The organism is Bradyrhizobium sp. USDA 4451, from assembly GCF_054822585.1.
Window position 1 is genome coordinate 5,435,902 of record NZ_JBTRCH010000001.1, and the last position, 25,151, is coordinate 5,461,052.

18 protein-coding genes and 2 pseudogenes are annotated in these 25,151 nt (G+C 65.8%); 8 read left to right on the plus strand and 12 right to left on the minus strand.

Annotation, left to right across the window (positions count from 1 at the left end):
• Nucleotides 1-54 precede the first annotated feature (54 nt).
• The 6 genes and pseudogenes from ACVMB0_RS25030 (at nucleotide 55) to ACVMB0_RS25055 (ending at nucleotide 9,832) form a co-directional block, all read left to right on the plus strand.
• Complete coding sequence (locus ACVMB0_RS25030) at nucleotides 55-1,284, plus strand: MdtA/MuxA family multidrug efflux RND transporter periplasmic adaptor subunit (protein ID WP_461348012.1); 1,230 nt, start codon at nucleotides 55-57, stop codon at nucleotides 1,282-1,284.
• On the plus strand, nucleotides 1,281-4,388 hold the full coding sequence (locus tag ACVMB0_RS25035; protein ID WP_461348013.1) for an MdtB/MuxB family multidrug efflux RND transporter permease subunit: 3,108 nt from the start codon (nucleotides 1,281-1,283) through the stop codon (nucleotides 4,386-4,388). The genes ACVMB0_RS25030 and ACVMB0_RS25035 overlap by 4 nt, the downstream gene beginning before the upstream one ends.
• A 3-nt stretch (nucleotides 4,389-4,391) precedes the next feature.
• The gene (locus ACVMB0_RS25040; RefSeq protein ID WP_461348014.1) at nucleotides 4,392-7,676 is read left to right on the plus strand and encodes an efflux RND transporter permease subunit; all 3,285 of its coding nucleotides are present in this window, start codon (nucleotides 4,392-4,394) and stop codon (nucleotides 7,674-7,676) included.
• Nucleotides 7,677-9,162, plus strand: a pseudogene (locus ACVMB0_RS25045) (efflux transporter outer membrane subunit).
• Between the two features lie 8 nt (nucleotides 9,163-9,170).
• Nucleotides 9,171-9,482, plus strand: coding sequence for a hypothetical protein (locus tag ACVMB0_RS25050; RefSeq protein ID WP_461348015.1), 312 nt, complete (start codon nucleotides 9,171-9,173; stop codon nucleotides 9,480-9,482).
• Between the two features lie 11 nt (nucleotides 9,483-9,493).
• Complete coding sequence (locus ACVMB0_RS25055; RefSeq protein WP_461348016.1) at nucleotides 9,494-9,832, plus strand: BA14K family protein; 339 nt, start codon at nucleotides 9,494-9,496, stop codon at nucleotides 9,830-9,832.
• Nucleotides 9,833-9,855: 23 nt separating this feature from the next.
• On the opposite strand, the gene ACVMB0_RS25060 is transcribed toward ACVMB0_RS25055, so the two are convergent.
• From ACVMB0_RS25060 to ACVMB0_RS25110, 11 genes and pseudogenes are all read right to left on the minus strand, one after another.
• Complete coding sequence (locus tag ACVMB0_RS25060) at nucleotides 9,856-10,533, minus strand: hypothetical protein (protein WP_461348017.1); 678 nt, start codon at nucleotides 10,531-10,533, stop codon at nucleotides 9,856-9,858.
• 140 nt (nucleotides 10,534-10,673) lie between these two features.
• A complete protein-coding gene (locus tag ACVMB0_RS25065; protein ID WP_456755059.1) occupies nucleotides 10,674-11,765 on the minus strand; it encodes a sensor histidine kinase in 1,092 nt (363 codons plus the stop codon).
• A complete protein-coding gene (locus tag ACVMB0_RS25070) occupies nucleotides 11,762-12,202 on the minus strand; it encodes a response regulator (RefSeq protein ID WP_456755058.1) in 441 nt (146 codons plus the stop codon). Before ACVMB0_RS25070 ends, ACVMB0_RS25065 begins: the two co-directional genes overlap by 4 nt.
• On the minus strand, nucleotides 12,199-13,740 hold the full coding sequence (locus ACVMB0_RS25075; protein WP_456798163.1) for a sensor histidine kinase: 1,542 nt from the start codon (nucleotides 13,738-13,740) through the stop codon (nucleotides 12,199-12,201). Before ACVMB0_RS25075 ends, ACVMB0_RS25070 begins: the two co-directional genes overlap by 4 nt.
• Nucleotides 13,741-13,839: 99 nt before the next feature.
• Nucleotides 13,840-15,199, minus strand: a pseudogene (gene accC, locus ACVMB0_RS25080) (acetyl-CoA carboxylase biotin carboxylase subunit).
• A gap of 86 nt (nucleotides 15,200-15,285) precedes the next feature.
• On the minus strand, nucleotides 15,286-15,783 hold the full coding sequence (accB, locus tag ACVMB0_RS25085; RefSeq protein WP_456798161.1) for an acetyl-CoA carboxylase biotin carboxyl carrier protein: 498 nt from the start codon (nucleotides 15,781-15,783) through the stop codon (nucleotides 15,286-15,288).
• 52 nt (nucleotides 15,784-15,835) lie between these two features.
• The gene (aroQ, locus tag ACVMB0_RS25090) at nucleotides 15,836-16,321 is read right to left on the minus strand and encodes a type II 3-dehydroquinate dehydratase (RefSeq protein ID WP_456755054.1); all 486 of its coding nucleotides are present in this window, start codon (nucleotides 16,319-16,321) and stop codon (nucleotides 15,836-15,838) included.
• 300 nt (nucleotides 16,322-16,621) lie between these two features.
• A complete protein-coding gene (locus ACVMB0_RS25095) occupies nucleotides 16,622-17,476 on the minus strand; it encodes a DUF1236 domain-containing protein (protein WP_461348018.1) in 855 nt (284 codons plus the stop codon).
• Between the two features lie 126 nt (nucleotides 17,477-17,602).
• Nucleotides 17,603-18,535: a hypothetical protein gene (locus ACVMB0_RS25100; RefSeq protein ID WP_461348019.1), complete on the minus strand. Its 933-nt coding sequence runs from the start codon at nucleotides 18,533-18,535 to the stop codon at nucleotides 17,603-17,605.
• A gap of 130 nt (nucleotides 18,536-18,665) precedes the next feature.
• Entirely contained in the window at nucleotides 18,666-19,433 is a 768-nt protein-coding gene (locus ACVMB0_RS25105) for a DsbA family protein (protein WP_456755051.1), read from the minus strand.
• A gap of 87 nt (nucleotides 19,434-19,520) precedes the next feature.
• Nucleotides 19,521-20,930 (minus strand): M48 family metalloprotease, encoded by a 1,410-nt coding sequence (locus ACVMB0_RS25110; protein WP_461348020.1) that lies wholly within the window; start codon nucleotides 20,928-20,930, stop codon nucleotides 19,521-19,523.
• 227 nt (nucleotides 20,931-21,157) lie between these two features.
• Here ACVMB0_RS25110 and ACVMB0_RS25115 point away from each other — a divergent pair, with 227 nt between their 5' ends.
• Nucleotides 21,158-22,345 (plus strand): pyridoxal phosphate-dependent aminotransferase, encoded by a 1,188-nt coding sequence (locus ACVMB0_RS25115; protein ID WP_461348021.1) that lies wholly within the window; start codon nucleotides 21,158-21,160, stop codon nucleotides 22,343-22,345.
• A gap of 185 nt (nucleotides 22,346-22,530) precedes the next feature.
• On the plus strand, nucleotides 22,531-23,865 hold the full coding sequence (locus tag ACVMB0_RS25120; RefSeq protein WP_456755048.1) for a dicarboxylate/amino acid:cation symporter: 1,335 nt from the start codon (nucleotides 22,531-22,533) through the stop codon (nucleotides 23,863-23,865).
• Between the two features lie 13 nt (nucleotides 23,866-23,878).
• On the opposite strand, the gene ACVMB0_RS25125 is transcribed toward ACVMB0_RS25120, so the two are convergent.
• The gene (locus ACVMB0_RS25125; RefSeq protein WP_461348022.1) at nucleotides 23,879-25,111 is read right to left on the minus strand and encodes an NAD(P)/FAD-dependent oxidoreductase; all 1,233 of its coding nucleotides are present in this window, start codon (nucleotides 25,109-25,111) and stop codon (nucleotides 23,879-23,881) included.
• Nucleotides 25,112-25,151 lie beyond the last annotated feature (40 nt).

Here is a 25,151-nt window from a genome sequence, read left to right on the forward strand (position 1 = left end):
CCTGGACCAGTCAGGCGAGCGTCGCGTTGGCCGGGGATTCTGACAGGATGTCTCGTGCTGGCGGTGCTTGCCGGCATCGTCTGGTGGACGCGGCAGCAGGCCGCGCCACAGCAGGCCGGAGGCGGGCGCAACGCCGGTCCGATGTCGATCGTGCCGGAGACCGTCGGCAAGGGCGATATCGGCGTCAGCCTGAATGCGCTCGGCACCGTGACGTCGCTCGCGACCGTGACGATCAGGAGCCAGATCAGCGGCTACCTGATGAAGATCGATTTCAAGGAGGGCGATGAGGTCAAGAAGGGTGACCTGATCGCCGAGATCGACTCGCGGCCCTATGAGGCGACGCTGGCGCAGGCCAAGGGCACGCTGGCGCGCGACGAGGCGCAGCTCAAGGGCGCGCAGGTCGACCTCACGCGCTACCAGGGCCTCGCCACCCAGAACGCCGTGCCGCACCAGACGCTGGACACCCAGGTCGCGCTGGTCGCGCAGTATCAGGGCACGGTGGAAGCCGACCGCGCCGCAGTGAAGTCGGCCGAATTGAATCTGCAATATTGCCACATCGTGTCGCCGATCAACGGCCGCGTCGGGCTGCGCCAGGTCGACCTCGGCAACTACGTGACGCCGGGCGATACCAATGGCCTTGTCGTGATCACGCAGCTCGAGCCGATCAGCGTGCTGTTCACGCTGCCCGAGGACAATCTGCAGGCGGTGAAGAAGCGACTGAAGGAGGGCGCCGTGATGCCGACGGCGGCCTATGACCGCAGCGGCGCCAACAAGCTCGCTGACGGATCGCTGCAGACCTTCGACAGCCAGATCGATGCGACCACCGGCACGATCAAGCTGCGCGCGCAGTTCGAGAACGGCGATCGCACGCTGTATCCGAACCAGTTCGTCAATGTCCGCCTGCTGCTCGACACCCACAAGGACGCCACCACGATGTCGACTGCCGGCATCCAGCGCGGCGTCCCCGGCACCTTCGTCTATCTCGTCAACGCCGACAGCACCGTGTCGGTGCGGCCGGTGAAGATCGGCGTCACCGACGGCGACCGCGTCGAGGTGCTGTCGGGCCTCGTGCCCGGCGATCGCGTCGTGATCGACGGCGCCGACAAGCTGCGCGAGGGCGCCAAGATCGTGGTGCGCTCCGCCGCCGACGCCGCGAACCCGGCCGCTGCGGCCAAGGGGAATGCCAAGGGTGCGGCGAACGGGACTGCGAAGGGTGACGGCAAGGACGGCACCGATCCCGGCGGCGGCCACCACAAGCGGTCCGAGGACGGGCAGAAGAAATGAACCCGTCGCGGCCATTCATCCTGCGGCCGGTGGCGACGACCCTGATGATGATCGCCATCATGCTGTCGGGCATGCTGGCGTTCCGCTTCCTGCCCGTCGCGGCGCTGCCCGAGGTCGACTATCCGACCATCCAGGTGCAGACGTTCTATCCGGGCGCCAGCCCCGACGTGATGACCTCGTCGGTGACCGCGCCGCTCGAGGTGCAGTTCGGCCAGATGCCGAATTTGAACCAGATGAGCTCGGTGAGCTCGGCCGGTTCCTCCGTCATCACGCTGCAATTCGGCCTGTCGATCTCGCTCGACGTCGCCGAGCAGGAGGTGCAGGCCGCGATCAACGCCGCCGGCAATCTGCTGCCGACGGACCTGCCGGCGCCGCCGATCTACGCCAAGGTCAATCCAGCTGACGCGCCGATCCTGACGCTTGGCCTGACCTCGAAGACCATGCCGCTGACCCAGGTGCAGGACTTCGTCGACACAAGGCTGGCGCAGAAGATCTCGCAGCTGCCCGGCGTCGGCCTCGTCAGCATCAGCGGCGGCCAGCGCCCCGCGGTGCGGATCCAGGCCGACATCCGCAAGCTTGCGGCCTACGGGCTGAACATCGACGATCTCCGCACCACGCTCGGCAACGCCAACGTCAACACGCCGAAGGGCAATTTCGACGGCGCGATGCGCGCCTACACCATCAATGCCAACGACCAGATCCGCAATGCCAGCGACTACCGCTCGCTGATCATCGCCTACAAGAACGGCTCGCCGGTCCGCCTCAGCGACGTCGGCAACGTCGTCGACGGCGCGCAGAACGACAAGCTCGGCGCCTGGATGAACGAGACGCCGGCGATCATCCTCAACATCCAGCGCCAGCCCGGCGCCAACGTGATCTCGGTGGTGCAGGGCATCAAGGATCTGCTGCCGCAGCTGCAAGCCACGCTGCCGGCCGCGATCGACCTCAACATCCTGACCGACCGCACCGTCACGATCCGCGCCTCGGTGCGCGACGTCGAATACGAGCTGTCGCTCGCGGTGATCCTGGTCGTGCTGGTCATCTTCGTGTTCCTGCGCTCGACCCGCGCCACGCTGATCCCGAGCCTGTCGGTGCCGCTGTCGCTGGTCGGCACGCTGGGGGCGATGTATTTGTTCGGCTTCAGCCTGAACAACCTGTCGCTGATGGCGCTGACGATCGCGACCGGCTTCGTGGTCGACGACGCCATCGTCGTGATCGAGAATATCTCGCGCTACATCGAGGAGGGCGAATCTCCGCTCGAGGCGGCGCTGCGCGGCTCCGAGCAGATCGGCTTCACCATCATCTCGCTGACGGTATCGCTGATCGCGGTGCTGATTCCGCTGCTGTTCATGGGCGACGTGGTCGGCCGCCTGTTCCGCGAGTTCGCCATCACGCTGTCGGTCACGATCCTGATCTCCGCCGTGGTGTCGCTGACGCTGGTGCCGATGGCCTGCGCCAAAATGCTCAAGCCGGAGAGCATGGCGCGCGAGAACACCTTCCAGCGGCTCAGCCGGGAAGGCTTCGATCATGTCATCGCGATCTACGGCCGGATGCTGAACTGGGTGCTCGATCGCCAGACCTTCGTGCTGCTGATTGCGCTCGCCACCTTTGGCCTGACCGCGCTGCTTTACGTCGTGATCCCCAAGGGCTTCTTCCCGGTGCAGGACACCGGCGTGATCCAGGCGATCTCCGAGGCGCCGCAATCGGTGTCCTATGCGGCGATGGCCGAGCGGCAGCAGCGGCTCGCCAGCGCGATCCTCAGAGATCCCGACGTCGAGAGCCTATCGTCGTTCATCGGCGTCGACGGCACCAACACCACGCTCAACAGCGGCCGCATCCTGATCAACCTGAAGCCGCACGAGCAGCGCAAGGCCAATGTGTCGACGGTGATGGACCGGATCAAGGCGAGCACCGCGGAACTGACCGGCATCGCGCTCTACATGCAGCCGGTGCAGGACCTCACCATCGAGGGCACGGTGAGCCGCACGCAGTATCAATTCATCCTGCAGGACGCCGATCCGAACGAGCTCGCGGAATGGACGCCGAAGCTGGTCGACAAGCTCCGCGAATTGCCCGAGCTCAGCGACGTCACCAGCGATATCTCGGCGCAGGGGCTGTCGGTGTTCGTCGACATCGACCGCGACCAGGCGGCGCGGTTCGGCATCACGCCGGCGACGATCGACAACGCGCTGTACGATTCCTACGGCCAGCGCATCGTCTCGACCGTCTTCACCAACTCGAACCAGTATCGCGTCATCCTCGAGGCCGATCCGTCGCTGCAGAATTCGCTGGATTCGCTGTCGTCGATCTACCTGCCGTCATCGGTGGGCACGACGCCGGTGCCGGTGTCTGTCATGGCCAAGATGCGGGTGGAGACCGCGCCGCTGCAGGTCTCGCATCTCGGCCAGTTCCCGTCGGCAACCGTCTCGTTCAACCTCGCGCCGGGCGCCTCGCTCGGCGGCGCGGTGGCCGCGATCAAGCAGGCGCAGGCCGACATCAACCAGCCGCTCGGAATGATCACGAGCTTCCAGGGCGCGGCGCTGGCGTTCCAGTCCTCGCTGTCCAATCAGTTGTTCCTGATCCTGGCCGCGATCATCACGGTCTATATCGTGCTCGGCGTGCTCTATGAGAGCTTCATCCATCCGCTGACCATCCTTTCGACGCTGCCGTCGGCCGGCATCGGCGCGTTGCTGGCGCTGATGATGGCGGGGCAGGATCTGACGATCATCGCGATCATCGGCATCATCCTGCTGATCGGCATCGTGAAGAAGAACGCGATCATGATGATCGACTTCGCGCTCGATGCCGAGCGCAACGAGGGCAAGCCGCCGCGGGAGGCGATCTACCAGGCCTGCCTGCTCCGGTTCCGGCCGATCATTATGACGACGATGGCAGCCGTGCTCGGCGCGCTGCCGCTGATGATCGGCAGCGGCGCCGGCTCCGAACTCAGGCATCCGCTCGGCATCTCGATCGTCGGCGGCCTCCTGGTGAGCCAGCTGCTGACCCTGTTCACGACGCCGGTGATCTATCTCTGGTTCGATCGACTGGCGCTGCGGTTCGCCGGGCGGGCGGACGCGGTCGGCGAGGCGAGCGGGTCGCGTTGAGCCATGGGTCCGTCAACGCCATTCATCCGTCGGCCGGTCGCCACCACGCTGTTGACCTTCGGGCTTGCGGCGGCCGGCATCGTGGCGTTCTTCAAGCTGCCGGTGTCGCCGCTGCCGGCAGTGGATTTTCCGACCATCTCGGTGCAGGCGACGCTGCCCGGCGCCAGCCCCGAGGACGTCGCGACCACGGTGGCAAGCCCGCTGGAGCGGCATCTCGGCCAGATTGCCGACGTCAGCGAGATGACGTCGTCGAGTTCGGTCGGGCAGACCCGGATCACGCTGCAGTTCAACCTCAACCGTGACATCGACGGCGCGGCGCGCGACGTGCAGGCCGCGATCAATGCGGCGCGGGCCGATCTGCCGACCAGCCTGCGCAGCAATCCGACCTACCGCAAGGTCAATCCGGCCGACGCGCCGATCCTGATCCTGACCTTGACGTCCGACACGCTGACGCGCGGCGATCTCTATGATGCGGCCTCCACGGTGCTGGCGCAGAAGCTGTCGCAGGTCGAGGGCATCGGCCAGGTCGTGGTGGGCGGCAGCTCGCTCCCTGCCGTCCGCGTCGATCTGATCCCGCAGGCGCTCTACAAATACGGCATCGGCCTGGAAGACGTGCGCGCGGCGCTGTCGAACGCCAACGCCCACAGCCCCAAGGGCGGCATCGATGTCGGCGAGCAGCGCTACCAGGTCTACGCCAACGACCAGGCCAACAAGGCCGACGATTACCGGTCGCTGATCGTGGCCTACCGCAACGGTGCACCGGTCCATCTCTCCGACGTCGGCGAGGTGGCCGACGGCGTGGAAAATCTGCGCAATGCCGGGTTGGCCGACGGCAAGCCGGCCGTGCTGGTCATCCTCTACCGCCAGCCCAACGCCAACATCATCTCGACCGTCGACCTGGTGAAGGCGCTGATGCCGCAGCTGCAGGCGTCGGTGTCGCCGGCGATCGACATCGGCCTTGCGGTGGACCGCTCGACCACCATCCGTACCTCGCTCCGGGATGTCGAGCGAACGCTGATCCTCGCGGTGCTGCTGGTGGTCATCGTGGTGTTCGCGTTCCTGCGCAGCGCACGCGCCACCTTCATCCCGGTGGTCGCGGTCTCGGTGTCGCTGGTCGCGACCTTCGGGGCGATGTACCTGTTCGGTTACAGCCTCGACAATCTGTCATTGATGGCGCTGACCGTGGCGACCGGCTTCGTGGTCGACGACGCCATCGTGGTGCTGGAGAACGTCACCCGATACATCGAGCAGGGCCTGAGCCCGCTCGAGGCGGCGCTGAAGGGCGCCAACGAGGTCGGCTTCACCGTGCTGTCGATGAGCATCTCGCTGATCGCGGTGTTCATCCCGATCCTGATGATGTCGGGCATCATCGGCCGCCTGTTCCGCGAATTCGCCGTGACGATCTCGATTTCGATCCTGATCTCGCTGGCGGTCTCGCTGGCGACGACGCCGATGATGTGCGCGGTGCTGCTGCGGCCGCACAGCGGTGGTCACGGCAAGCTCTATCAGCTCAGCGAACGCTTCTTCGATGCGATGCTGGGCTTCTATCGAAGGACGCTGACCGGCGCGCTCGAACATCCGCTGAGCGTCGTGCTGATCTTCTTCGTCACGATCGCCCTGACCGGCTATCTCTACGTCGTGATCCCGAAGGGCTTCTTTCCGCAGCAGGACACCGGCCGGCTGGTCGGCTCGATCCAGGCCGACCAGAGCGTGTCGTTCCAGCTGATGCAGCAGAAGCTCGCGCAGTTCGTCGGCATCATCAAGCGCGATCCGGCTGTTGAGACCGTGGTCGGCTTCACCGGCGGCGGGCAGACCAATTCCGGCTTCGTGTTCGTGTCGCTGCGGCCGCTCGATCAGCGCAAGCTCGGCGCCGACGGCGTGATCGCGCGGCTGCGCCGCCAGATGTCGGTGGTGCCCGGCGCGACCCTGTTCCTGCAAGCGGTGCAGGACATCAGGGTCGGGGGCAGGGCGTCGAACGCGCAGTATCAGTATACGCTCCAGGGCTCGACGCTGGAGGAGCTCAACGATTGGACGCCGAAGATCGCGGCAGCCTTGCAGCGCGATCCGAACCTCGCCGACGTCAACAGCGACCAGCAGAACAAGGGCCTGGAGTCCGACCTCGTGATCGACCGCGACGCCGCAGCGCGGCTCGGCATCACGGTCAGCCAGATCGACAACACCCTCTACGACGCCTTCGGCCAGCGCCAGGTGTCGACGATCTATGTCGCGCGCAACCAGTACCACGTCATCATGGAGGTGGCGCCACGCTACTGGCAGAACCCGGAGACGCTGAAGGACGTCTATATCAGCACCTCGGGCGCATCGGTCGGCGGGTCGCAATCGACCAACGCGGTGGCGGGCACCGTGGTGGCGCCGGGAACCTCGAGCGCAACCAGTTCGGCCAACGCCCAGGCCGCGCGTAACCAGGCCACCAATTCGATCGGCTCGACCGGTAAGGGCGCGGCCTCGACCGGGTCGGCGGTCTCGACCAGCAGCGAGACCATGATCCCGCTCTCGGCGGTCGCGGCCTTCAGGCAGGGCGCCACGCCGCTGGCGGTCAATCACCAGGGCCTGCTGGTCGCCAACACCATCTCGTTCAACCTGCCGCCGAACGTGTCGCTGAGCACCGCGGTCACCAGCATCGAGGCGACCATGAACCGGATCGGCGTCCCGGCGACGATCCGGGGCACCTTCCAGGGCTCCGCCAAGGCCTTCCAGGACTCGCTCAACAACCAGCCGTTCCTGATCCTGGCCGCGATCATCACGATCTACATCGTGCTCGGCGTGCTCTATGAGAGCTACGTCCATCCGCTGACCATCTTGTCCACACTGCCTTCGGCAGGTGTGGGCGCCTTGCTGGCGCTAATGGCATTCAAGACCGAGTTCAGTATCATGGCGCTGATCGGCGTCATCCTGCTGATCGGCATTGTGAAGAAGAACGCCATCATGATGATCGACTTTGCACTCGAGGCGGAACGCGGGCGCGGGCTCGAGCCGCTCGAGGCGATCAGGGAGGCCAGCCTGTTGCGCTTCCGTCCGATCATGATGACGACGATGGCCGCGCTGCTCGGCGCCGTGCCGCTGGCGATCGGCATGGGCGACGGCGGCGAGCTGCGGCAGCCGCTCGGCATCGCCATCGTCGGCGGCCTGATCCTGAGCCAGGTCCTGACGCTCTACACGACGCCCGTGATCTATCTCTATCTCGACCGGTTTCGCCTTTGGGCCCTGCGCGTTCGCCGCGGCGGCGCCATGCGGATGCCGGGCTCCTCACTTCAACCGGGCGCGTAAATGCCGACAGGTGCAGCGTTGCGAAGTCTTGAAATATTGCGAAAGCCGGTCCGGTTCCTGCGCGGGGCGGCGCTCGGCGGCCTCGGCCTCGGGCTGGGCGTCGGCCTGTCCGGCTGCATCCCCGGGGTGGAGAAACCCGAGCTCAGTCTCGAAGTGCCGGCGAGCTACAAGGCCGCGGCCAAGGGCGATGCGGACGCGGCCGTTCCGGCGCTGGCTTGGTGGCGCGGCTTCCGCTCGACCGAGCTGACCGGGCTGATGGAATCCGCGCAGCTCTACAATCTCGATATCGCGGTGGCGATCGCCCAGATCGTGCAGGCCGACGCCCAGGTCGGGGTGTCAGGCGCCGCGCTGCTGCCGTCGATCTCCGGATCGGCGAATGCCGAGAGCCAGCGGGTGGCGGCGGGATCGAGTTCGTCGCTCGCCGCGGGCAGCACGTTCTCGCAGTACAGCCTCGGACTGAGCGCGAGCTACATCGTCGATTTCTGGGGCAAGAACCGCGCGACGCTGTCGGCGTCGGAAGAGAGCGCCACCAGCGCCCGCTACAATCGCGAGGTGGTCGCGCTCACCACCATGGCGACGGTGGCCAATACCTATTTCCAGGTGCTGGCCGCAGAGGATCAGATCAAGGTCACCCGCCGCAACCTGACGGCGGCCGAGCGCATCCTGGCTTTGATCAAGTCGCAATTCGCCGGCGGCACCGCCTCGCAGCTCGACCTGTCGCAGCAGGAGGCGCTGGTCGCCACGCAGCGTGCCGCGATCCCGCCGCTCGAGGTGACGGTCGGGCAGAACACCGCGGCGCTCGCGGTGCTGGTGGCGCGCGCGCCGGCCGATTTCAAGGTCCGCGGCGGCAGTACCACGCAGATCGCCGTACCGCGGGTCACGCCCGGGCTGCCGTCGGAACTGCTCTACCAGCGGCCTGACGTCCGTCAGGGCCGAGGCGCAGCTCGCGTCCTCCAATTTCAGCGTCGATGCGGCGCGCGCGGCGTTCTTCCCGCAGATCCAGCTGACCGGCACCACCGGCTTCCAGAGCGCGGCGCTGGCCTCGCTGTTCGCGCCGGGCGCCTGGTACTACACGCTGGCCGCCGGCCTGACCCAGCCGCTGTTCGACGGCTTCCTGCTGGAGAGCCAGCTCAAGCTCGCCAAGGGCCAGCAACTGCAATACCTGCAGACCTATCGCAAGGCCGTGTTGTCGGCCTTCGCCGATGTCGAGAAGGCGCTGATCGCGTTGCAGAAGTACACATTGCAGGAGCGCCTGCAATCCGACGTCGTCGCCGCCTCGCGCAAGGCATTCGAGGTCGCCGAGACGCAATTGCGCGGCGGCACGGTCAATCTGATCACGGTGCTGCAGGCGCAGCAGACGCTGTTCACCGCCGAAAACAATCTGGTCACGGTCAGGCTCAACAAGCTGCTGGCGGCGAGCAGCCTGTTCCAGGCGCTCGGCGGCGGCTGGACGCCCGCCGGCACGCTCGCGGCGGCAGTGCAATGAGGTCGGTCATGCAGCGGTTCGTCACAGCTTCCGTCATGACCCTCATCGTCGCGCTGGGCGCGCCCGCCGGCGCGGTCCGCGCGCAGCAGCGGCCACCCAACAGCGTGCCGCTGGCCTTCGGCATGAGTGCCGACCAGGCCAGCCAGTCGCTCGGTGTTCCCTTGAATTACGTTCGCGGCACGCGGGGCAACGAGCTGTTCGTGGCGCTGCCCAATGTCAGGGGCAGCGTGCTGTCGCGGCGGAGCGACGGGCTCTATCTGCAATTCGGCAAGGGGCGTCTGATCGCCTGGAAAGGCGACTGGGGGACCAATCCGCAATGAGGACCTGGACGATGACCGCCACCAGAGCACTGATCGCCTGCGCCGCCATCGCGCTTGGCACGGCTGCTGCCTTTGCCCAGGACCTGGCGCCGCAACGGCCGCTGCGCTACGGCAGCACCGGGGGAGCGTATTTCGACGGCAGGAATGACGATCGCGATTTCCGCAGCAACGGCTCGTTTCCGGGCAGCTTTGCCGCCGATCCCTTCAGCGCGGGCTTCGGCGCGGCCGGCCTGTTCGGCTCGACGCCCTATCACTCGGCGCGGCCGTATCCCTCGCAGGTGATCTTCGGCGCGCCCTGTCAGGATTGCCGGCCGTATCGCACGCGGCGGCACCGCGACCGGCACGATTGAGGTGTTCGGGAAGGCGCGTGACGCTAGCCCCTGAGCAGCAGGTCGTCGATGATGCGCCGCTTCATCCAGCCGACCTTGTCGATGATCTCCCGGCGCAGCGTGTCTTTTTCCATCTCATATTCATCGTGTGGGATGTCGCGATCACCGGAGGCGACGATTCCGAACGTCTCGAGCAGGGCATTGTGCCGCGCCTTCCATTCGATCACATGCTCGATCATGGTCTGCGTCAGGGCCGGGAGGAAGCCGGGATGTCCGGCCAGGCCGCATGACGCTGTGGTCTGCGGATCTGACGCCAGCATGATCACGTTCCACTCGTCGTAGCCGATCAGATCCATCTGCGCGTAGAGAAACGCGCCATGCGGCCCGTCCCAGATCTTCTGGTCGATGACCAGGAACGGCACCGCGTTGCAGTGGCCGTGGCGCGCCGTCATGTCGCGGTTGAAGGCCTCGGTGCGCTCCTGTAGCCGCTTGTTGGCCGCGGCGAACACGGCGAGCCGATTGTCCGCCGTCGGCGCGATGCTGCCGGCGTCGTCAGGCGCGAAACCGGCATCACGCAGCATCGGCCCGATCCGCGGATCGTCCCATTGCTTCTTGTGAAATGCAGGCGCCGCGACGTCGCGGTTCGGTGCCGGACGCTCGGGCTCCTTGAGCGCGCCCAAGGTCTCCTGCTTCTTTCCGAAAACCACCCTGCGCCCGAACATGTCTGCCGTTCCTGCCAAGTTGGGGGAAAAGCCTGGCGAACAATGCCGAGATTTCCCTTAATGGGTCAGGGCCGGCGGCCGCGATCGAGCAACAGGGTGACGCAGCCGTTAAGGGCAACGCGACAAATCGATCAATCCGGCTAGCTCGCGGCGGCGCTTGTCGATTTTGCCAGGGCCGGACTGACGCGGGCGAACCGCACCACGAAGCGGGTGCCGTTGTGGGCCGGGTCGCGCTCGACGCTGGCGTCGAGCTTGGCGGCCATCGCCGCGACGATGCGCTGGCCCATGCCGGTGCCGCGCGGGTCGGCCTTGTCGGAATAGCCCACGCCTTCATCGCTGATCGCGAGCTGCACGTCGTCGCCCTGCGGCTTCAGCTCGACATGGATTGGGCCGGCGCCGTCCGGATAGGCGTATTTCACGGCGTTCATCACCAGCTCGTTGACGATGATGCCGATCGCGACGGCGCGGTCGGGATCGATCTCGACCGGGGCGGCGTTGAGCGTCAGCCGCGACATCTTGTTGCCCTCGGCCGATCGCCTGAGATCCTCGAGCAGCGCTTCGAGATACTGGTTGAGCATCACCGTCTTGAAATCGTGCGAGGTGTAGAGGCGGCGGTGCACCTGCGCGACGGCGGCGACCCGACCCATCGCATTGGTCAGCGCTGCCTTGACGTCCTGCTGGCTCGCGGAGTTGGCCTGCAGATGCAGCAGCGAGGCGATGATCTGCAACGAATTGCCGACGCGATGGTTGACCTCGCGGAGCAGGACCTCGCGCTCCGCGGCCAGCGCGGCGTAGCGGTCGCGCGAGGCATGCACCTCGGCCTCGGCTTCGTCGCGTGCCCTCTGGATCTCGGCCTGACGGATCGCGCCGTTCACCGCGACCTGGAGCAGGGGGATGAAGTCGCCCCTGACGTCCTTGACCAGATAGTCCGCCGCACCGGCCTTCAGCGCGGTGACGGCGATCGCCGAATCCTGCGAGGCGGTGACGAACACCACCGGCGGGGCGTCGGCAATCTTGAGGATCTGCTCCAGCGTCTCCAGCCCGTCGAGGCCCGGCATGACCTGATCGAGCGCGATGACGTCGATGCCGCCCTGGGCAAGCCGGTCGAGACCCTCCTGACCGCTTGCGGCGTGCACGACCTTGTAGCCCGCGCGCGTGAGGCCGCGTTCGACCAGGCGCGCCAGCGCCGCGTCGTCGTCGATATAGAGCAGTGTCGGCGTTGCGCTGGTCATAGCGAAGCTGGCGGCACCTGAATCACGGAAAAGAACAGGCCAAGCTGGCGAATGGCGTTGGCAAAGCTTTCGTAGTTCACCGGCTTGGTGATGTAGACGTTGCACCCGAGTTCGTAGCAACGCTTGATCTCCTGGCTGTCGTCGGTCGTGGTCAGCACGACCACCGGCGTCGACTTGAGATGCTTGTTCTCCTTGACCCGCTTCAGAATATCGATGCCGGTCATGTCAGGCAGATTGAGATCAAGCAGGATGAGCAGGGCCTGGCCCTTGCGCTCGACCGCGCTGCCATCCTTGCCGAACAGGTAGTTCACCGCCTCTGTACCGTTGCTGAACGGGACGATCTCATTGTTGACACCTGAGCGCCGGATATTCCGCTCAATCAGGCGGGCATGGCCCTCGTCGTCCTCTATCATGATGATGGTGACTGGATCGCTCATGATGCCTTATCCCGGTTCTTGCTTAAGTTCTTGTCTGACCATTTGATAGGCAGCGTGATCGTGAACGTGCTGCCGTTGTGAAGTTCCGATGCTACCGACATGGTGCCGCCCAGTCTGCGCACAAGTGCGCGGACATGGGCAAGTCCGATGCCCTGGCCGGGCTTGTCCTGTGTTCCGGCGCGGCGGAACAGATCGAAGATGCGCTGATGGTCCTTCGGATCGATGCCGCGGCCGTTGTCGGCGACCTCGAAGATCGCAAAGCCCAGCTTGGTGCGGCCCTCGATCGATATCTCGCCGGGAACGCCGTCCCTGAGGTACTTCAGCGCATTGTCGATCAGGTTGGAGAAGATCTGCTCCAGCGCGAGGCGATCGCTGACGATATTCGGCAGCGTGCCGACCTCGACGGTCGCATTGGCCTCGACCGCCTGATGGGCGACCGTCTTGACGATGCCGTCGATCAGCTCGCGCAGATCGATCCGCTCCGGCTTGAACTCACGGCGGCCCTCGCGGGTCAGATTGAGGATCGCGCTGATCAGGCGGTCCATCTTGGCGATCGACGATTTGATGAAGCCGATCGATTCGTTGAAGTCGTCGGACAGCTGCTTGTCGGAGCCTTCGAGCTCGGGCTCGGCCACGTCGGTGGCGTCTTCCGGCATCGCCGGTGCCAGCGACGCGGTGCGATTGAGCGTGGCGATGCGCTTGAAGATGTCGCCGCGCAGCTCCTCAAGCTCGCTGGTGAAGCCCATGATGTTGACCAGCGGCGAGCGCAGATCGTGGCTGACGATATAGGCGAAGCGCTGGATCTCCTCGTTGGCCTCGCGCAGGTCCGCGGTGCGCTCGTCGACGATGGTTTCGAGGTTGACGTTGCTGTCGCGCAGCTTGGCCTCGGCCTCGTCGCGCGCCCGCGAGGAGTGCCGCAGCAGCACGACCGAGAGGGCGGCGAGCGCCAGCACCATGCAGGAACCGGCGATGGTGACGGAGGACGCCAGCACCTGGGTCCTGTCAGCGGTTGCGGTGCGCATCGCCAGCAGGCGATCCTCCTCGGCGCGCATGTCGCGGCCGATCCGCGTGATCGCCTCCGTCGCATCGCCCGACGTACCTTTGCGCAGGACGTCGATGCTGGTCGCCGCGTCGTTGTTCTGGACCCGCTCGATGCTGAGGGTGAAGTCGGCCAGCCGCTGTTCGACGGCGGCCTTCAGCCTCGCGGCGTTGGCGACCTGCACCGGATTATCGACGGTCATCATCTGCAGATGACCGAGCGTGGCCGGGAGGCCCGCGGCGGCAGACTGGTATTCTGACAGGTATTGCGGTGCCGACGTCAGCAGATACGCCCGGGTCGCGCTTTCGGCGCGCCTGACGTCAAACAGCAGATTGGCAACCGCGTTCTCGACCTCGACCGTGTGGACGACCAGGGCGTTGTCCTCGCGCGCCTTGTTGACCAGCAGGACCGAGGCCACGCTGATCGCGACCAGCACGAAAAATCCCGCCGAGAGCAGCAGGACCTGTAGGGTAGAGCGGCGTCGTGAAACTGCTGTCACGACGGTCTCTTTACCGGAGTGGGATTCAATGCGTCCCCGTGGAAAGCCAATACCCCTATAGTACGTTTGGAGCCGCGGCTGGGTTCCACAGGTTCCGAACTATTTAGGGGCGTCGGCGGGCTGGCCGGCGAGATACTGCTCCAGCCAGTGGATATGATAGTCGCCTTCGATGATGTCGGGCTCGCGCACCAATGCGCGAAACAGCGGCAGCGTCGTCTCGATCCCGTCGACCACCATCTCGTCCAGCGCCCGGCGCAGCCGCATCAGGCATTCGCCGCGGGTCTTCCCGTGCACGATCAGCTTGCCGACCAGCGAGTCGTAGTAGGGCGGAATCACGTAGCCCTGATAGACGGCGGAATCGATCCGCACCCCGAGGCCGCCGGGCGGATGGAATTGCGTGATCCGTCCGGGCGAGGGACGGAAGGTCTGCGGGTTCTCCGCGTTGATGCGGCATTCGATGGCGTGGCCGATGATCGCGATGTCGCTCTGCCTGGCCGGCAGATCGCCGCCGGCGGCAATCCGGATCTGCTCCAGCACCAGATCGATATCGGTGATGCTTTCGGTGACGGGATGCTCGACCTGGATACGGGTGTTCATTTCGATGAAATAGAACTCGCCGTCCTCGTAGAGGAATTCGATGGTGCCCACGCCGAGATACTTCATGTCCCGCATCGCCTTGGCGCAGGTCTCGCCGATCCTGGCGCGCGCGGCCGCCGCGAGCACGGGCGAGGGACCTTCCTCCCAGACCTTCTGGTGGCGGCGCTGCAGCGAGCAATCGCGCTCGCCGAGATGGATGGCGCCGCCGCGGCCGTCGCCGAGAACCTGGATCTCGATGTGGCGCGGCTTCTGCAGGTACTTCTCCAGATAGACCGAGGCGTCGCCGAACGCCGACTTGGCCTCGTTGGCCGCGGTCGAGAGCGCCAGCGCAAGATCGGCCTCGGTGTGCGCGACTTTCATGCCGCGGCCGCCACCGCCGGCCGCCGCCTTCACCAGCACCGGGAAGCCGATCTCCTTGCCGATCGCGAGCGCATCGGCCCTCCGAGGTCACTGCGCCGTCCGAGCCTGGCACCACGGGGATGCCGAGCCGCTTGGCGGTCTTCTTGGCTTCGATCTTGTCGCCCATCAGGCGGATGTGCTCGGCCTTCGGTCCGATGAAGCCCAGATTATGGTCGGCGAGGATCTCGGCGAAGCGCGCATTCTCGGACAGGAAGCCGTAGCCGGGATGCACGGCGTCGGCGCCGGTGATCTCGCAGGCGGCGAGCAGCGCCGGTATGTTGAGATAGGAGTCCTTCGACGGCGGCGGGCCGATGCACACGCTCTCGTCGGCGAGCCGTACATGCATGGCATCGGCATCGGCGGTGGAATGCACCGCGACGGTTGCGATGCCGAGTTCCTTGCAGGCGCGCAGCACGCGAAGCGCGATCTCGCCGCGATTGGCTATGAGGATCTTGTCGAACATGGCGCCTCAGGGGAGCGAGTAGCGAATGGCGGGTGGCGAATGGTGACGCGGCATTCTATTCGCCATTGGCCATTCGCCATTGGCGTCTACTCTATGATTACGAGCGGCTCGCCGAATTCGACGGGCTGGCCGTCCTCGACGAGGATCTGCGTCACGGTGCCGGCGCGCGGCGACGGGATCTGGTTCATCGTCTTCATCGCCTCGATGATCAGAAGCGTCTGGCCGGCCGAGACCTTGGTGCCGACTTCAATGAACGGCTTGGCGCCAGGCTCGGGCGACCAATAGGCGGTGCCGACCATCGGCGAGGGCACGGCGCCCGGATGCTTGGCAAGGTCGGTCGCAGCGGCGACGGCGGCAGCCGGCACCGCGACCGGCGCGGCAACCGCGTGCACGGCCGACGGAACGGAGGCCGCGATGCTGACGTTGCGGGCGACCCGGACGCGCAGGCCGGCGCGCTCGATCTCGATCTCGGTCAGATTGGTCTCGGCAAGCAGAAGCGCAAGCTCGCGAATGAGCACGCTGTCGTCGCTCTTGGAGTCGCTTTTGGACTTTGCGGCTGATTTGTCGTCTGGCTGGCGCGCCATGTTGTTTGATCCGAAATCTCTGTCTGGTGACGGGGAACGTCAGGATTGACGATTAACTCTTTGCCTTGGCATCGGTCCTGGCATCGCTCTTGGCACCGATCTTGGTGGCAAGGCCGATGATCGCGAGCCGGTAACCGTCGATGCCGAAGCCGCAAAGCGACGCGAAGGCGGCTTTAGCAGTGAACGAGTGGTGCCGGAAGCTCTCGCGGGCGTGGATGTTGCTGACATGGACCTCGACGGCGGGAATCTTGACCGCGACCAGCGCGTCATGCAGCGCGATCGAGGTATGGGAGTAGCCACCGGCGTTGATGATGATGCCGACGGCCTTCTTGGCGTGGGCCTCATGGACGAAGTCGATCAGCTCGCCCTCGCGGTTGGACTGGCGGCAATCGGCGGTCAGTCCGAACGAGCGCGCGGTGTCCGCGCACAGCTTCTCGACGTCGGCGAGGGTGGCGTGGCCATACGTCTCCGGCTCGCGCGTCCCCAAGAGGTTGAGGTTCGGGCCGTTCAGCACATAGATCGTTCCGGCAGCAGCCATTCCAGGGGGTTCCGGGCGAGGGGTGGAGTGGGCGGGGTTATAGGTAACAACCGGCCGCAGGGGAAGTCTTTAGGTGAAATCGGAACGTCTTCAACAGCTTCTCGCGGGCTGTTAGGTAGTTGCCCTAACCTACGGAAATTGCTGATTAACCAAACTTCACGGAAGACGCGGTGGCGCAATGCCTGAGCCCGCCATCCACCGGGGACTGCGGGGCAGGGGCGAATGCAAAACCCCGCCCCCTGGAGGGGCGGGGTTGGGATTGCGGCGAGGGCGCGCATGGCGTCCTCGGGCCGAGGCCGGTTAGCCCTCGATGATGTAGACGATCTCGTGGGTCTCCGGCTGCACGATGATGTAGCGGCCCTTGACCAGGATGAAGTCATAACCGCGCCACTGCGGGTAGATCGACACGACCCGCTCCGGCAGCGGATAGAAGTGCACGCCAGCCGGGACGCGGGTGCCGACCGCCACGTTGAAGTTCGCATTCGTGACTTCGGTGACGTGCTCCGACTTGATCGCGGTCGAGATCTCGGTGCGCTTCTCGGCCGGCGGAGCCGCGGTGGCCGACGTCGCCGCGTTGCCCGTCGTGGTCTGGGTGCGGCTGGAGTCGTTGGTCTGCGCGCGGTTGGTGTTGTCGGCCGGGTTCTTGGTCTGAGCGTTCTGGTTGGTGGTGGCGCCGCTCTTGTCGCGGCTCTCGGCGGCGTTGTTGCGATCGCGGCCCTCACGGGTTTCCGCGTTCATCTTGCCGCTCTTGTCACGCTCCTCGGCCTTCATGTTCCCGCTCTTGTCGCGGCCCTCGGCCTTCATGTCCTTCGAGCTCTCCCGGGAGCCCTTGGTGGCCTCGTTCTCCGAGCTCATGCCCTTCGACCTTTGGGTGCTGTCCTCCGCACCCTTGGTGGCCGTGCCCGACTTCTCGGACTCAGCGCCCTTCGTGCTCGGGGACTGACCTGTCGTCGAATGCTCGGAACCCTTCATGCCACCCGAATCGTGCTGCATCGCGCCGGACGACGCGCCACCGGACGGGGCGCTGTGCTGCATGCTCGCGCCGCCGCCAGCCCCGGACTCCTTGTTGGCGCCGCCGGCGCCCTGTGCATTCGCGAAACCAGTGCCGGCGATCAGCGCCGCCGCAGCAACAGAAATCAGAAAGCGGTTTGTCATCATAGTCCTCCTCGTTATTCAGCATTGCCCGCGCCGACAACGAGAGAGGATGTGCGATGTTCCTGTTGATTTACGGTTCCCTGCAGTTGGTATCCTATGTGAACGCGCGATGAACGCGCGCGCTTGTCAACCGCAGGCCCAGTCGAACTCCATGCTCGCAAGATCGAGCTGGCCGTTGCCGCCGCCGAAATTGAAGCCGCCGAAATGCTCTTCGATCTCGAGATAGGTCGCGCTGAATTTCGGCGTCCATTGGTTCGGAAACATCGTGCCGCCGAGATGGTTGCGGCCGTGCAACCGTTCGAGACCGTGTGCGCTGCCGTGCTCGCCGTAAGGTGCGATGTAGTCGCCGAGCTCACCCTTGTGCAGCAGATGATCGCGCGGCGGCTTGCCGATGTTGGGGTCGCCGTTGCGCGCCGTCAGCGCGATTCCGTAAGCATGGTGTCCGCTCTCGGGGATCTGGCCGAACAGGCGATACCAGTACGTCTTCTCCAGCTCCTCGATCCGCGTGGTGCGGCCGACATGGACGTCGAACGCCGTGCGCGCCGCGCCCTTCACCAGCCAGCGCGGCGGCGGATTGGCGTCCAGCAATGGATTGCCGGCAAGCTCCGGCGGCTGGCACAGCGGTGCTGCGAACTCGCTCTCGGTGAGCCAGATCGCCGCGAAATTGTGGTCGATGATGTCCTGCATCCGAAACTCCATCGGATGGCGGTTCTGCCGATAGACGAAGTAGGGCAGCAGATTGCGATCTGCCGGACGCTCTGTCGTCTCGGCAGTGAGATATTGGGCGACCGCGTCGATCGCGACGGGTTCGTCATATTGCTGGTCGGCGAACATCGCGAGCGCGACGTAGGCGTCGCCCGCGGCGCGATATTGCGCGGGAATCCGCAGTGTGAAGCAGTGCTGCATCGGAAAGCCGTCATGCGGGCTGAGCGGCCATTGCTCGCTGCGAATGCCTGCCGGCAGGCCGTAGCACCAGCCGTGATCGTGCTCGGTGCCGCGCTGTGGCGCCGTCTTCAGCAGTGTGAGGTCGTAGGCAAGATTTGGCGGGGCCAGGGGCATGGCGCGCGGGGTCCGTTTGTTGGTGACGGCCCTTGGTTGCGGCCCGCGCCGCACCGGTTCGATGCGCGAAATAAAAAATCCGGCCGCCTGGCAGCCGGATTTTGTTGAATGAACGCGGCTGGAGCGGCGATCAGCAGGTTGCCTTGCCGCAGCGGGCGATGCCGATCTTCTCCTTGAGATTGTCGACGCCGACCGCGCCGACCACGACCTGCTTGCCGATCACGTAGCTCGGCGTGCCGTTCATGCCCATGGATTCGGCGAGGCGGAAATTCTCCTCGATGGTCGCCTTGACCTCGGGGCTCGCCATGTCCTTCTCGATCTTCGCCATGTCGAGACCGACCTCCTTGGCGACCGCCAGCGCCCGCGCCTTGTCGGCGGCACCGCGGCCGCCCAGCAGCTTCTGGTGAAACTCGAGATACTTCTTGCCGGTCGGATCCTGCATCCGCACGGCGACCGCGACCTGCGCGGCCTCGACCGAGCCCTGGCTCAGCACCGGGAATTCCTTCAGCACCACCTTCAGCTTCGGATCCGATTTCATCAGGTCCATCATGTCGGCCATCGCGCGCTTGCAGTAGCCGCAATTGTAATCGAAGAACTCGACGAAGGTGACGTCGCCGTCCTTGTTGCCGAGCATGACGCCGCGCGGCGAATTGAAGATGGTGTCGGCGTTCTTGGCGACGCTCTGCTCGTGCTTCTCGGCTTCGGCGGCGGCCTGCCGCTTGCTGAGCTCGTTCATCGCCTCTTCGAGCACCTCGGGATGCGCGATCAGATAGTTGCGCACGATGGTCTCGATGTCGCCGCGCTGGGTGTCGTTGAAGCTCTGCGCGGACGCCGACAGCGGTGCGGCGCAGATGCCGAGCGCGAGCAGGGCAGGGGCAAGAAAACGAAGCGCTGGCATGGCGAAATCCTTGTTCGAGATGGCCCGAAATGCGGCTGAGCCGTTGGGCCGGTTGCAGTGATCGTTGTATGGAACTACGGTTTATTTCTAGTTGTTTTTCTGGCCCGGCATCGGCTTGGCGCTCACAATGTCGTCAGCTTTGACCCAGCCGGGCGTGCCGATCGCGAACCGCGTCTTGGCGCGCGATGCCAGCTCGCGGGCGGTCTTGGCGTCGCCACGCAGATAGGCCGCCTGCGCCGAGGCGAGGTCGGCCTGGGCGTAGTCGCCCTTGCGGCCATAGGCCATCGCGAGCTGGGTATAGCCGAGCGGCGCCTCGGGCTCGCGCGCCACGGCGGCCCGCAGCATGTTGATCGCCTCGTCGGTCAGGGCCTTGTTGTCGGAGGCAACCAGCGCCTGGCCGAGCAGCATCTCGATCAAGGGCGCGCTGCCGGACAGTTGCACCGCGCGGCGCAGCGGTGCGATCGCCTCGGCCGGCCGGCCGCCTTCGAGCAGCGCCTGGCCGCGCAATTCGTAGAAATAGGGATTGTTGGGCTGCACCTGGATCAGGCCGTCGATCTGCGCGATCGCCGAACGCAGATCGCCGTGCAAGTAGGTGGTGATCGCGCGCGCATAACGCGCCGGCAGGCTGGTGTTGGTCAGCGGATAGCGGCGATACACCGTGTCCTGCCGCTCCATGAAGCCGGAGATCTTGGCGCGCATCATGTCGTGACGCAGTTGCAGCGCCGGATCGTCCTTCTTGTCCCAATAGGGGCTGGAGCGCGCCAGCTCCTCCAGCGCGGAGACGCGGTCGACCGGCATCGGGTGCGATTGCAGATAGGGGTCAGCACCGCGCGCCGCGAACAGGCTCTCGTCGGTGAAGCGCTTGAAGGTCTCGTACATGCCGCGGGCAGACTGGCCGGTCGCGGTCAAGAACCTGACGCCGGCACGGTCCGCATTCTCTTCCTGTTGGCGCTGGTAGGACAGCAGCGTGCGCTGAATCACCGATTGCGGCGCCGAGATCGCGGCGGCGCCTGCGCTGGAGAGGCCGTTGCCACCGCCGCCACCCGCAGCACCCGCGGCCAGCGCGCCGACGCCGAGCAGCATCGCGATGATCATCTGGGTCTGCGCCTGCGCCAGCTGCTCGCGCATCTTGGCAAGATGACCACCGGCCAGATGGCCAGTCTCATGCGCCAGCACGCCGATGATCTGGTTCGGCGTCTCCGATTGCAGCAGTGCGCCGTAATTGACGAAGATGCGGCGGCCATCGGCGACGAAAGCGTTGAACGAACTCTCGTTGATGATGACGATCTGGATGTTCTGCTTCTCGAGACCCGCGGCGCGCAGGATCGGCCTTGTGTATTCGCGCAGCAGCTGCTCGGATTCGGTGTCGCGTAGCACCGGCGGCCCCTTCTGCTGCTGCGCGTGCACGGGGACGACAGGTCCCATTGCGAGCGCGACCGCGGTCAACAAGGCGGTCAGCTTGAAGGTCCCGGTGTGGCGCGTGAGGCGGAACAGCATGGGCGATCTATCGGCAATCACCGGCCGCGCCGGCGTGAAGCCGGGTTCCGGGTCCGACCGGATCAGGCGCGTGGCGCAGTCTGTTGTTTTTGCACTTCTTCTTCACGCGAACCGGGTATGCACTTGAGCTGAAAACGCTATAAGGAGCCACCGAATGCGGCCAGTCTGGGGCGGCCGCATGTAACGGGAACCCAAATCCGGCAGCGGCCGTGCAATAGCAGAAATCCATGCGTGAAGCGACAGCGAGAGACCGTGTGAGCAGCCTTTTGACAGCGTCCGGACGGAGCGATGTTCCGCCGTTCATGGTGATGGACGTGATGGCCGCCGCGGCGCGAATCGAGGCAGCCGGCGGCCACGTCATCCACATGGAGGTGGGGCAGCCCGCCGCATCCGCGCCGAAGCCGGCGATCGCGGCGGCGCAGGCCGCGCTTGTGGACGGGCGGATCGATTACACCTCGGCGCTCGGCATCCCCAGCCTGCGGGCGCGCATCGCCCGGCATTACCGCGACACGTATGGCTGCGCGGTCGATCCCGAGCGCATCATCGTCACGACGGGCTCGTCGGGCGGGTTCATCCTGGCGTTCCTTGCGATGTTCGAGCCGGGCGACCGGGTCGCAGTCACCGTGCCCGGCTATCCGCCGTACCGGCATATCCTGACTGCCCTCGGCTGCGAGCCGGTGCTGATCGAGACCTCCAATGACACCCGGCATGCGTTGACCGGCGAGGCGCTGCTCGCGGCCCATCGCAAGGCGCCGCTGAAGGGCGTGCTGGTCGGCAGTCCCGCCAACCCGACCGGCACCATGATGTCGCGCGAGGCGCTGTCGAGCCTGATGGCGGCCGCCGACAGCGCCGGCATCCGCTTCATCTCCGATGAGATCTATCACGGGCTCGACTACGCATTCCCCGCGGTGACGGCGGCCGAGCTGTCGCCGAACGCGCTCGTGATCAACTCGTTCTCGAAATACTTCTGCATGACCGGCTGGCGGGTCGGCTGGATGGTGGTGCCCGATGTGCTGGTGCGGCCGATCGAGCGGCTGCAGCAGAATTTGTCGATCTCGGTGCCGACCCTGTCGCAGATCGCGGCCGAAGCGGCGTTCGAGGGCCGCGAGGAGATGGAGGCGATCAAGCGCGGCTATCAGGAGAACCGCCGCATTCTGATCGAGGGGCTGCCGAAGGCAGGGCTGACCAAATTCCTGCCCGCCGACGGCGCGTTCTATCTCTATACCGACGTCTCCGACTTCACCTCCGACAGCTTCGCCTTCGCCAGCGAGATGCTCGAGAAGGCGCATGTCGCAGCGACCCCGGGCGTCGATTTCGATCCGATCCACGGCCGCGCCTTTATCCGTTTTTCCTATGCCCGTTCGGCCGCGGACATGCAGGAAGCAGTTGCGCGGATCGCGCATTGGCTTAAATAGCCCGCAATCTCTGAGAGCCTTCCACCTTGTCGGTTCGATCGGTTTCGCGCGCCTGGCCCTCGTTTCGGCGGGAGCTACGCGCGACAGATCGCCGCGGATAAACGGCAGGCCCCACACAGTTCCATTTGACTTGAACGGCCAAGTTGATCTTGGCTGTTTCCGCCATTTCTGAGGGGGAGTGACACATGGCAACGGCAACCGTTGCCACGGCTTCACCGGCCAGCGCCGGTCGCAAGCCGTGGTACAAGATTCTCTACGTGCAGGTTCTGATCGCGATCGTGCTCGGCGCCCTGGTTGGCGCGTTCTGGCCACAGCTTGCCACCAATGAGTGGATCAAGGCGCTCGGCGACGGCTTCATCAAGCTGATCAAGATGGTGATCGCGCCGATCATCTTCTGCACGGTGGTCTCGGGCATCGCCCATATACAGGATGCCAAGAAGGTCGGCCGCATCGGCGTCAAGGCGCTGGTCTATTTCGAGGTGGTCTCGACCTTCGCGCTGGTGATCGGACTGCTGGTCGGCAATATCGTGAAGCCGGGCGCGGGCTTCGGCAACGCGGCGGCCAACGCGCAGGCGGTTGCCGGCTATGCCAAGCAGGCGGAGGCGCAGAAGAGCGTCGACTTCGTGCTGCACATCATCCCGGACACCGTCGTCGGCGCCTTCGCGCAGGGCGAGATCCTGCAAGTGCTGCTGTTCTCGGTGCTGTTCGGCTTTGCGATCATGGGCCTCGGCGAGCGCGGCCACACCATCCGCTCGTTCATCGACGACGCCGCGCATGCGGTGTTCGGCGTGATCTCGATCGTGATGCGGGCGGCGCCGCTCGGTGCGTTCGGCGCGATGGCCTTCACCATCGGCAAGTTCGGCACCGGCGCGATCCTCAATCTGATGGGGCTGATCGCGACGTTCTATCTGACCGCCGCGCTGTTCGTTCTCGTGGTGCTCGGCGTCATCGCGCGGATCGCGGGGTTCTCGATCTTCAGGTTCCTGGCTTACATCAAGGACGAGCTCCTGATCGTGCTCGGCACCTCGTCCTCGGAGAGCGCGCTGCCGTCATTGATGGAGAAGCTCGAACGGCTCGGCTGCTCGAAATCCGTGGTCGGCCTCGTGGTGCCCACGGGCTATTCGTTCAACCTCGACGGCACCAACATCTACATGACGCTGGCGACGTTGTTCATCGCGCAGGCGCTCGGCTACGATCTCACCTTCAGCCAGCAGCTCACCATCCTGATCGTGGCGATGCTGACCTCGAAGGGCGCCTCCGGCATCACCGGCGCGGGCTTCATCACGCTGGCGGCGACGCTTGCGGTGGTCGATCCGCGCCTGGTGCCGGGCATGGCGATCGTGCTCGGCATCGACAAGTTCATGAGCGAGTGCCGCGCGCTGACCAATCTCTGCGGCAACGGCGTCGCCTGCGTGATCGTAGCCTGGTGGGAGGGCGAGCTCGACCGCGACAAGCTCAACGCCAATCTGGCCCGGCAGATCGATCCGACCGACATGGAGACCGCGCTGACGACGGACTGATTTTCCTTCGACGTCAGAACCGGTCCAGCCGATACGGCGAGGTGTCCACGGCGGATGCCTCGCCATTCATCGTTTCGGCCAGCACGCGTGCCGTCGCCGGGCCGAGCGTGAAGCCCTGGTGGCCGTGACCGAAATTGACCCACAGCCCGCGATGCCGCGGCGCGGGTCCCAGCACCGGCAGCATGTCGGTGGTGCAGGGGCGGGTGCCGAACCACGGCTCGGGCTCGACGCGGCTGCCGATCTCGAGCAGCTCGCGCGCGGCGGCTTCGGCGTAGCCGAGCTGGATCGGCGTCGCCGGCGCGTCGGGACTCGTCAGCTCCGCGCCGGTCGTGATGCGGATGCCCTTGGCCATCGGCGCCATCGCATAGCCGTTCGCGGTGTCGACCAGCGGCAGGTCGAGCGAGCGGCCGCCCTGATAGTGCATGTGGTAGCCGCGCTTGCGCACCAAGGGGATGCGGTAGCCGAATTTGCGCAGCAATTGCGGTGACCACGGCCCGAGCGTGACGACGACATGGGCGGCATCGATCCGGCCGCCTGTCGTGTCGACCGACCAGCCCGATGGCGTCTGCGCCAGCGTCTGCGCGTCGCCGGTCAGCAGCGTCCCGCCGAGGCGCTCGAACAATCCGGCATAGGCCGAGACCAGACCGCCGGGGTCCGACACGGTCCACGGCCCGAGCCAGTGAATGGCGCCGGGCAGGTCGTCGCGCAGCAACGGCTCGGCCTCGGCGAGCGCCTTGCCGTCCAGCACGCGGAAGGTCACGCCGAAGTCGCGCCGGTTCTCCTCGGCGACGGCGATCGCCTGCTCCAGCGCCGCCGGGTCACGATGCAGCAAGCGATAGCCGGCGCGGCGGATCAGGTTGTCGGCATGGGCGTCGCGGATCAGCGTGTCGTGCTCGGCGGTGGCATGGGCAATCAGGCGCGCCCAGGCGAAGGTGGCTTCGCGGTGCCGCTCGGGCGTCGAGTTCCACCAATAGCGCAGCAGCGGACCGGCGTGCCGCGGCAGCGAGGCGAGGCGATAGCGCACGTCGTTGGTCCGTCCCATCGCGATCCTGGCGAGGATCGCGGGATCGCGCGGCATCGGATAGGGCCGCACCGCCTCGCTCTGGATGATGCCGGCATTGCCGTAGCTGGTCTCGCGGCCGGGCTCCCTGCGGTCGACGAGCGTCACCGCCCAGCCGCGGCGCTGCAAATGCAACGCCGTGCTGACGCCCACCATGCCGCCGCCAAGAACGATCGCGCTTTGCATGAGATCCGTCTCCGTCAGGCTCCGTTACGCCGGGCTCTGA

Bases quoted from the DNA above. Each gene is read 5' to 3' on its own strand.
- ACVMB0_RS25035 (WP_461348013.1), top strand. From the start codon at position 1,281: ATGAACCCGTCGCGGCCATTCATCCTGCGGCCGGTGGCGACGACCCTG.
- ACVMB0_RS25040 (WP_461348014.1), top strand. From the start codon at position 4,392: ATGGGTCCGTCAACGCCATTCATCCGTCGGCCGGTCGCCACCACGCTG.
- ACVMB0_RS25050 (WP_461348015.1), top strand. From the start codon at position 9,171: ATGCAGCGGTTCGTCACAGCTTCCGTCATGACCCTCATCGTCGCGCTG.
- ACVMB0_RS25055 (WP_461348016.1), top strand. From the start codon at position 9,494: ATGACCGCCACCAGAGCACTGATCGCCTGCGCCGCCATCGCGCTTGGC.
- ACVMB0_RS25060 (WP_461348017.1), bottom strand. From the start codon at position 10,533: ATGTTCGGGCGCAGGGTGGTTTTCGGAAAGAAGCAGGAGACCTTGGGC.
- ACVMB0_RS25065 (WP_456755059.1), bottom strand. From the start codon at position 11,765: ATGACCAGCGCAACGCCGACACTGCTCTATATCGACGACGACGCGGCG.
- ACVMB0_RS25070 (WP_456755058.1), bottom strand. From the start codon at position 12,202: ATGAGCGATCCAGTCACCATCATCATGATAGAGGACGACGAGGGCCAT.
- accB (WP_456798161.1), bottom strand. From the start codon at position 15,783: ATGGCGCGCCAGCCAGACGACAAATCAGCCGCAAAGTCCAAAAGCGAC.
- aroQ (WP_456755054.1), bottom strand. From the start codon at position 16,321: ATGGCTGCTGCCGGAACGATCTATGTGCTGAACGGCCCGAACCTCAAC.
- ACVMB0_RS25095 (WP_461348018.1), bottom strand. From the start codon at position 17,476: ATGACAAACCGCTTTCTGATTTCTGTTGCTGCGGCGGCGCTGATCGCC.
- ACVMB0_RS25100 (WP_461348019.1), bottom strand. From the start codon at position 18,535: ATGCCCCTGGCCCCGCCAAATCTTGCCTACGACCTCACACTGCTGAAG.
- ACVMB0_RS25105 (WP_456755051.1), bottom strand. From the start codon at position 19,433: ATGCCAGCGCTTCGTTTTCTTGCCCCTGCCCTGCTCGCGCTCGGCATC.
- ACVMB0_RS25110 (WP_461348020.1), bottom strand. From the start codon at position 20,930: ATGCTGTTCCGCCTCACGCGCCACACCGGGACCTTCAAGCTGACCGCC.
- ACVMB0_RS25115 (WP_461348021.1), top strand. From the start codon at position 21,158: ATGCGTGAAGCGACAGCGAGAGACCGTGTGAGCAGCCTTTTGACAGCG.
- ACVMB0_RS25120 (WP_456755048.1), top strand. From the start codon at position 22,531: ATGGCAACGGCAACCGTTGCCACGGCTTCACCGGCCAGCGCCGGTCGC.
- ACVMB0_RS25125 (WP_461348022.1), bottom strand. From the start codon at position 25,111: ATGCAAAGCGCGATCGTTCTTGGCGGCGGCATGGTGGGCGTCAGCACG.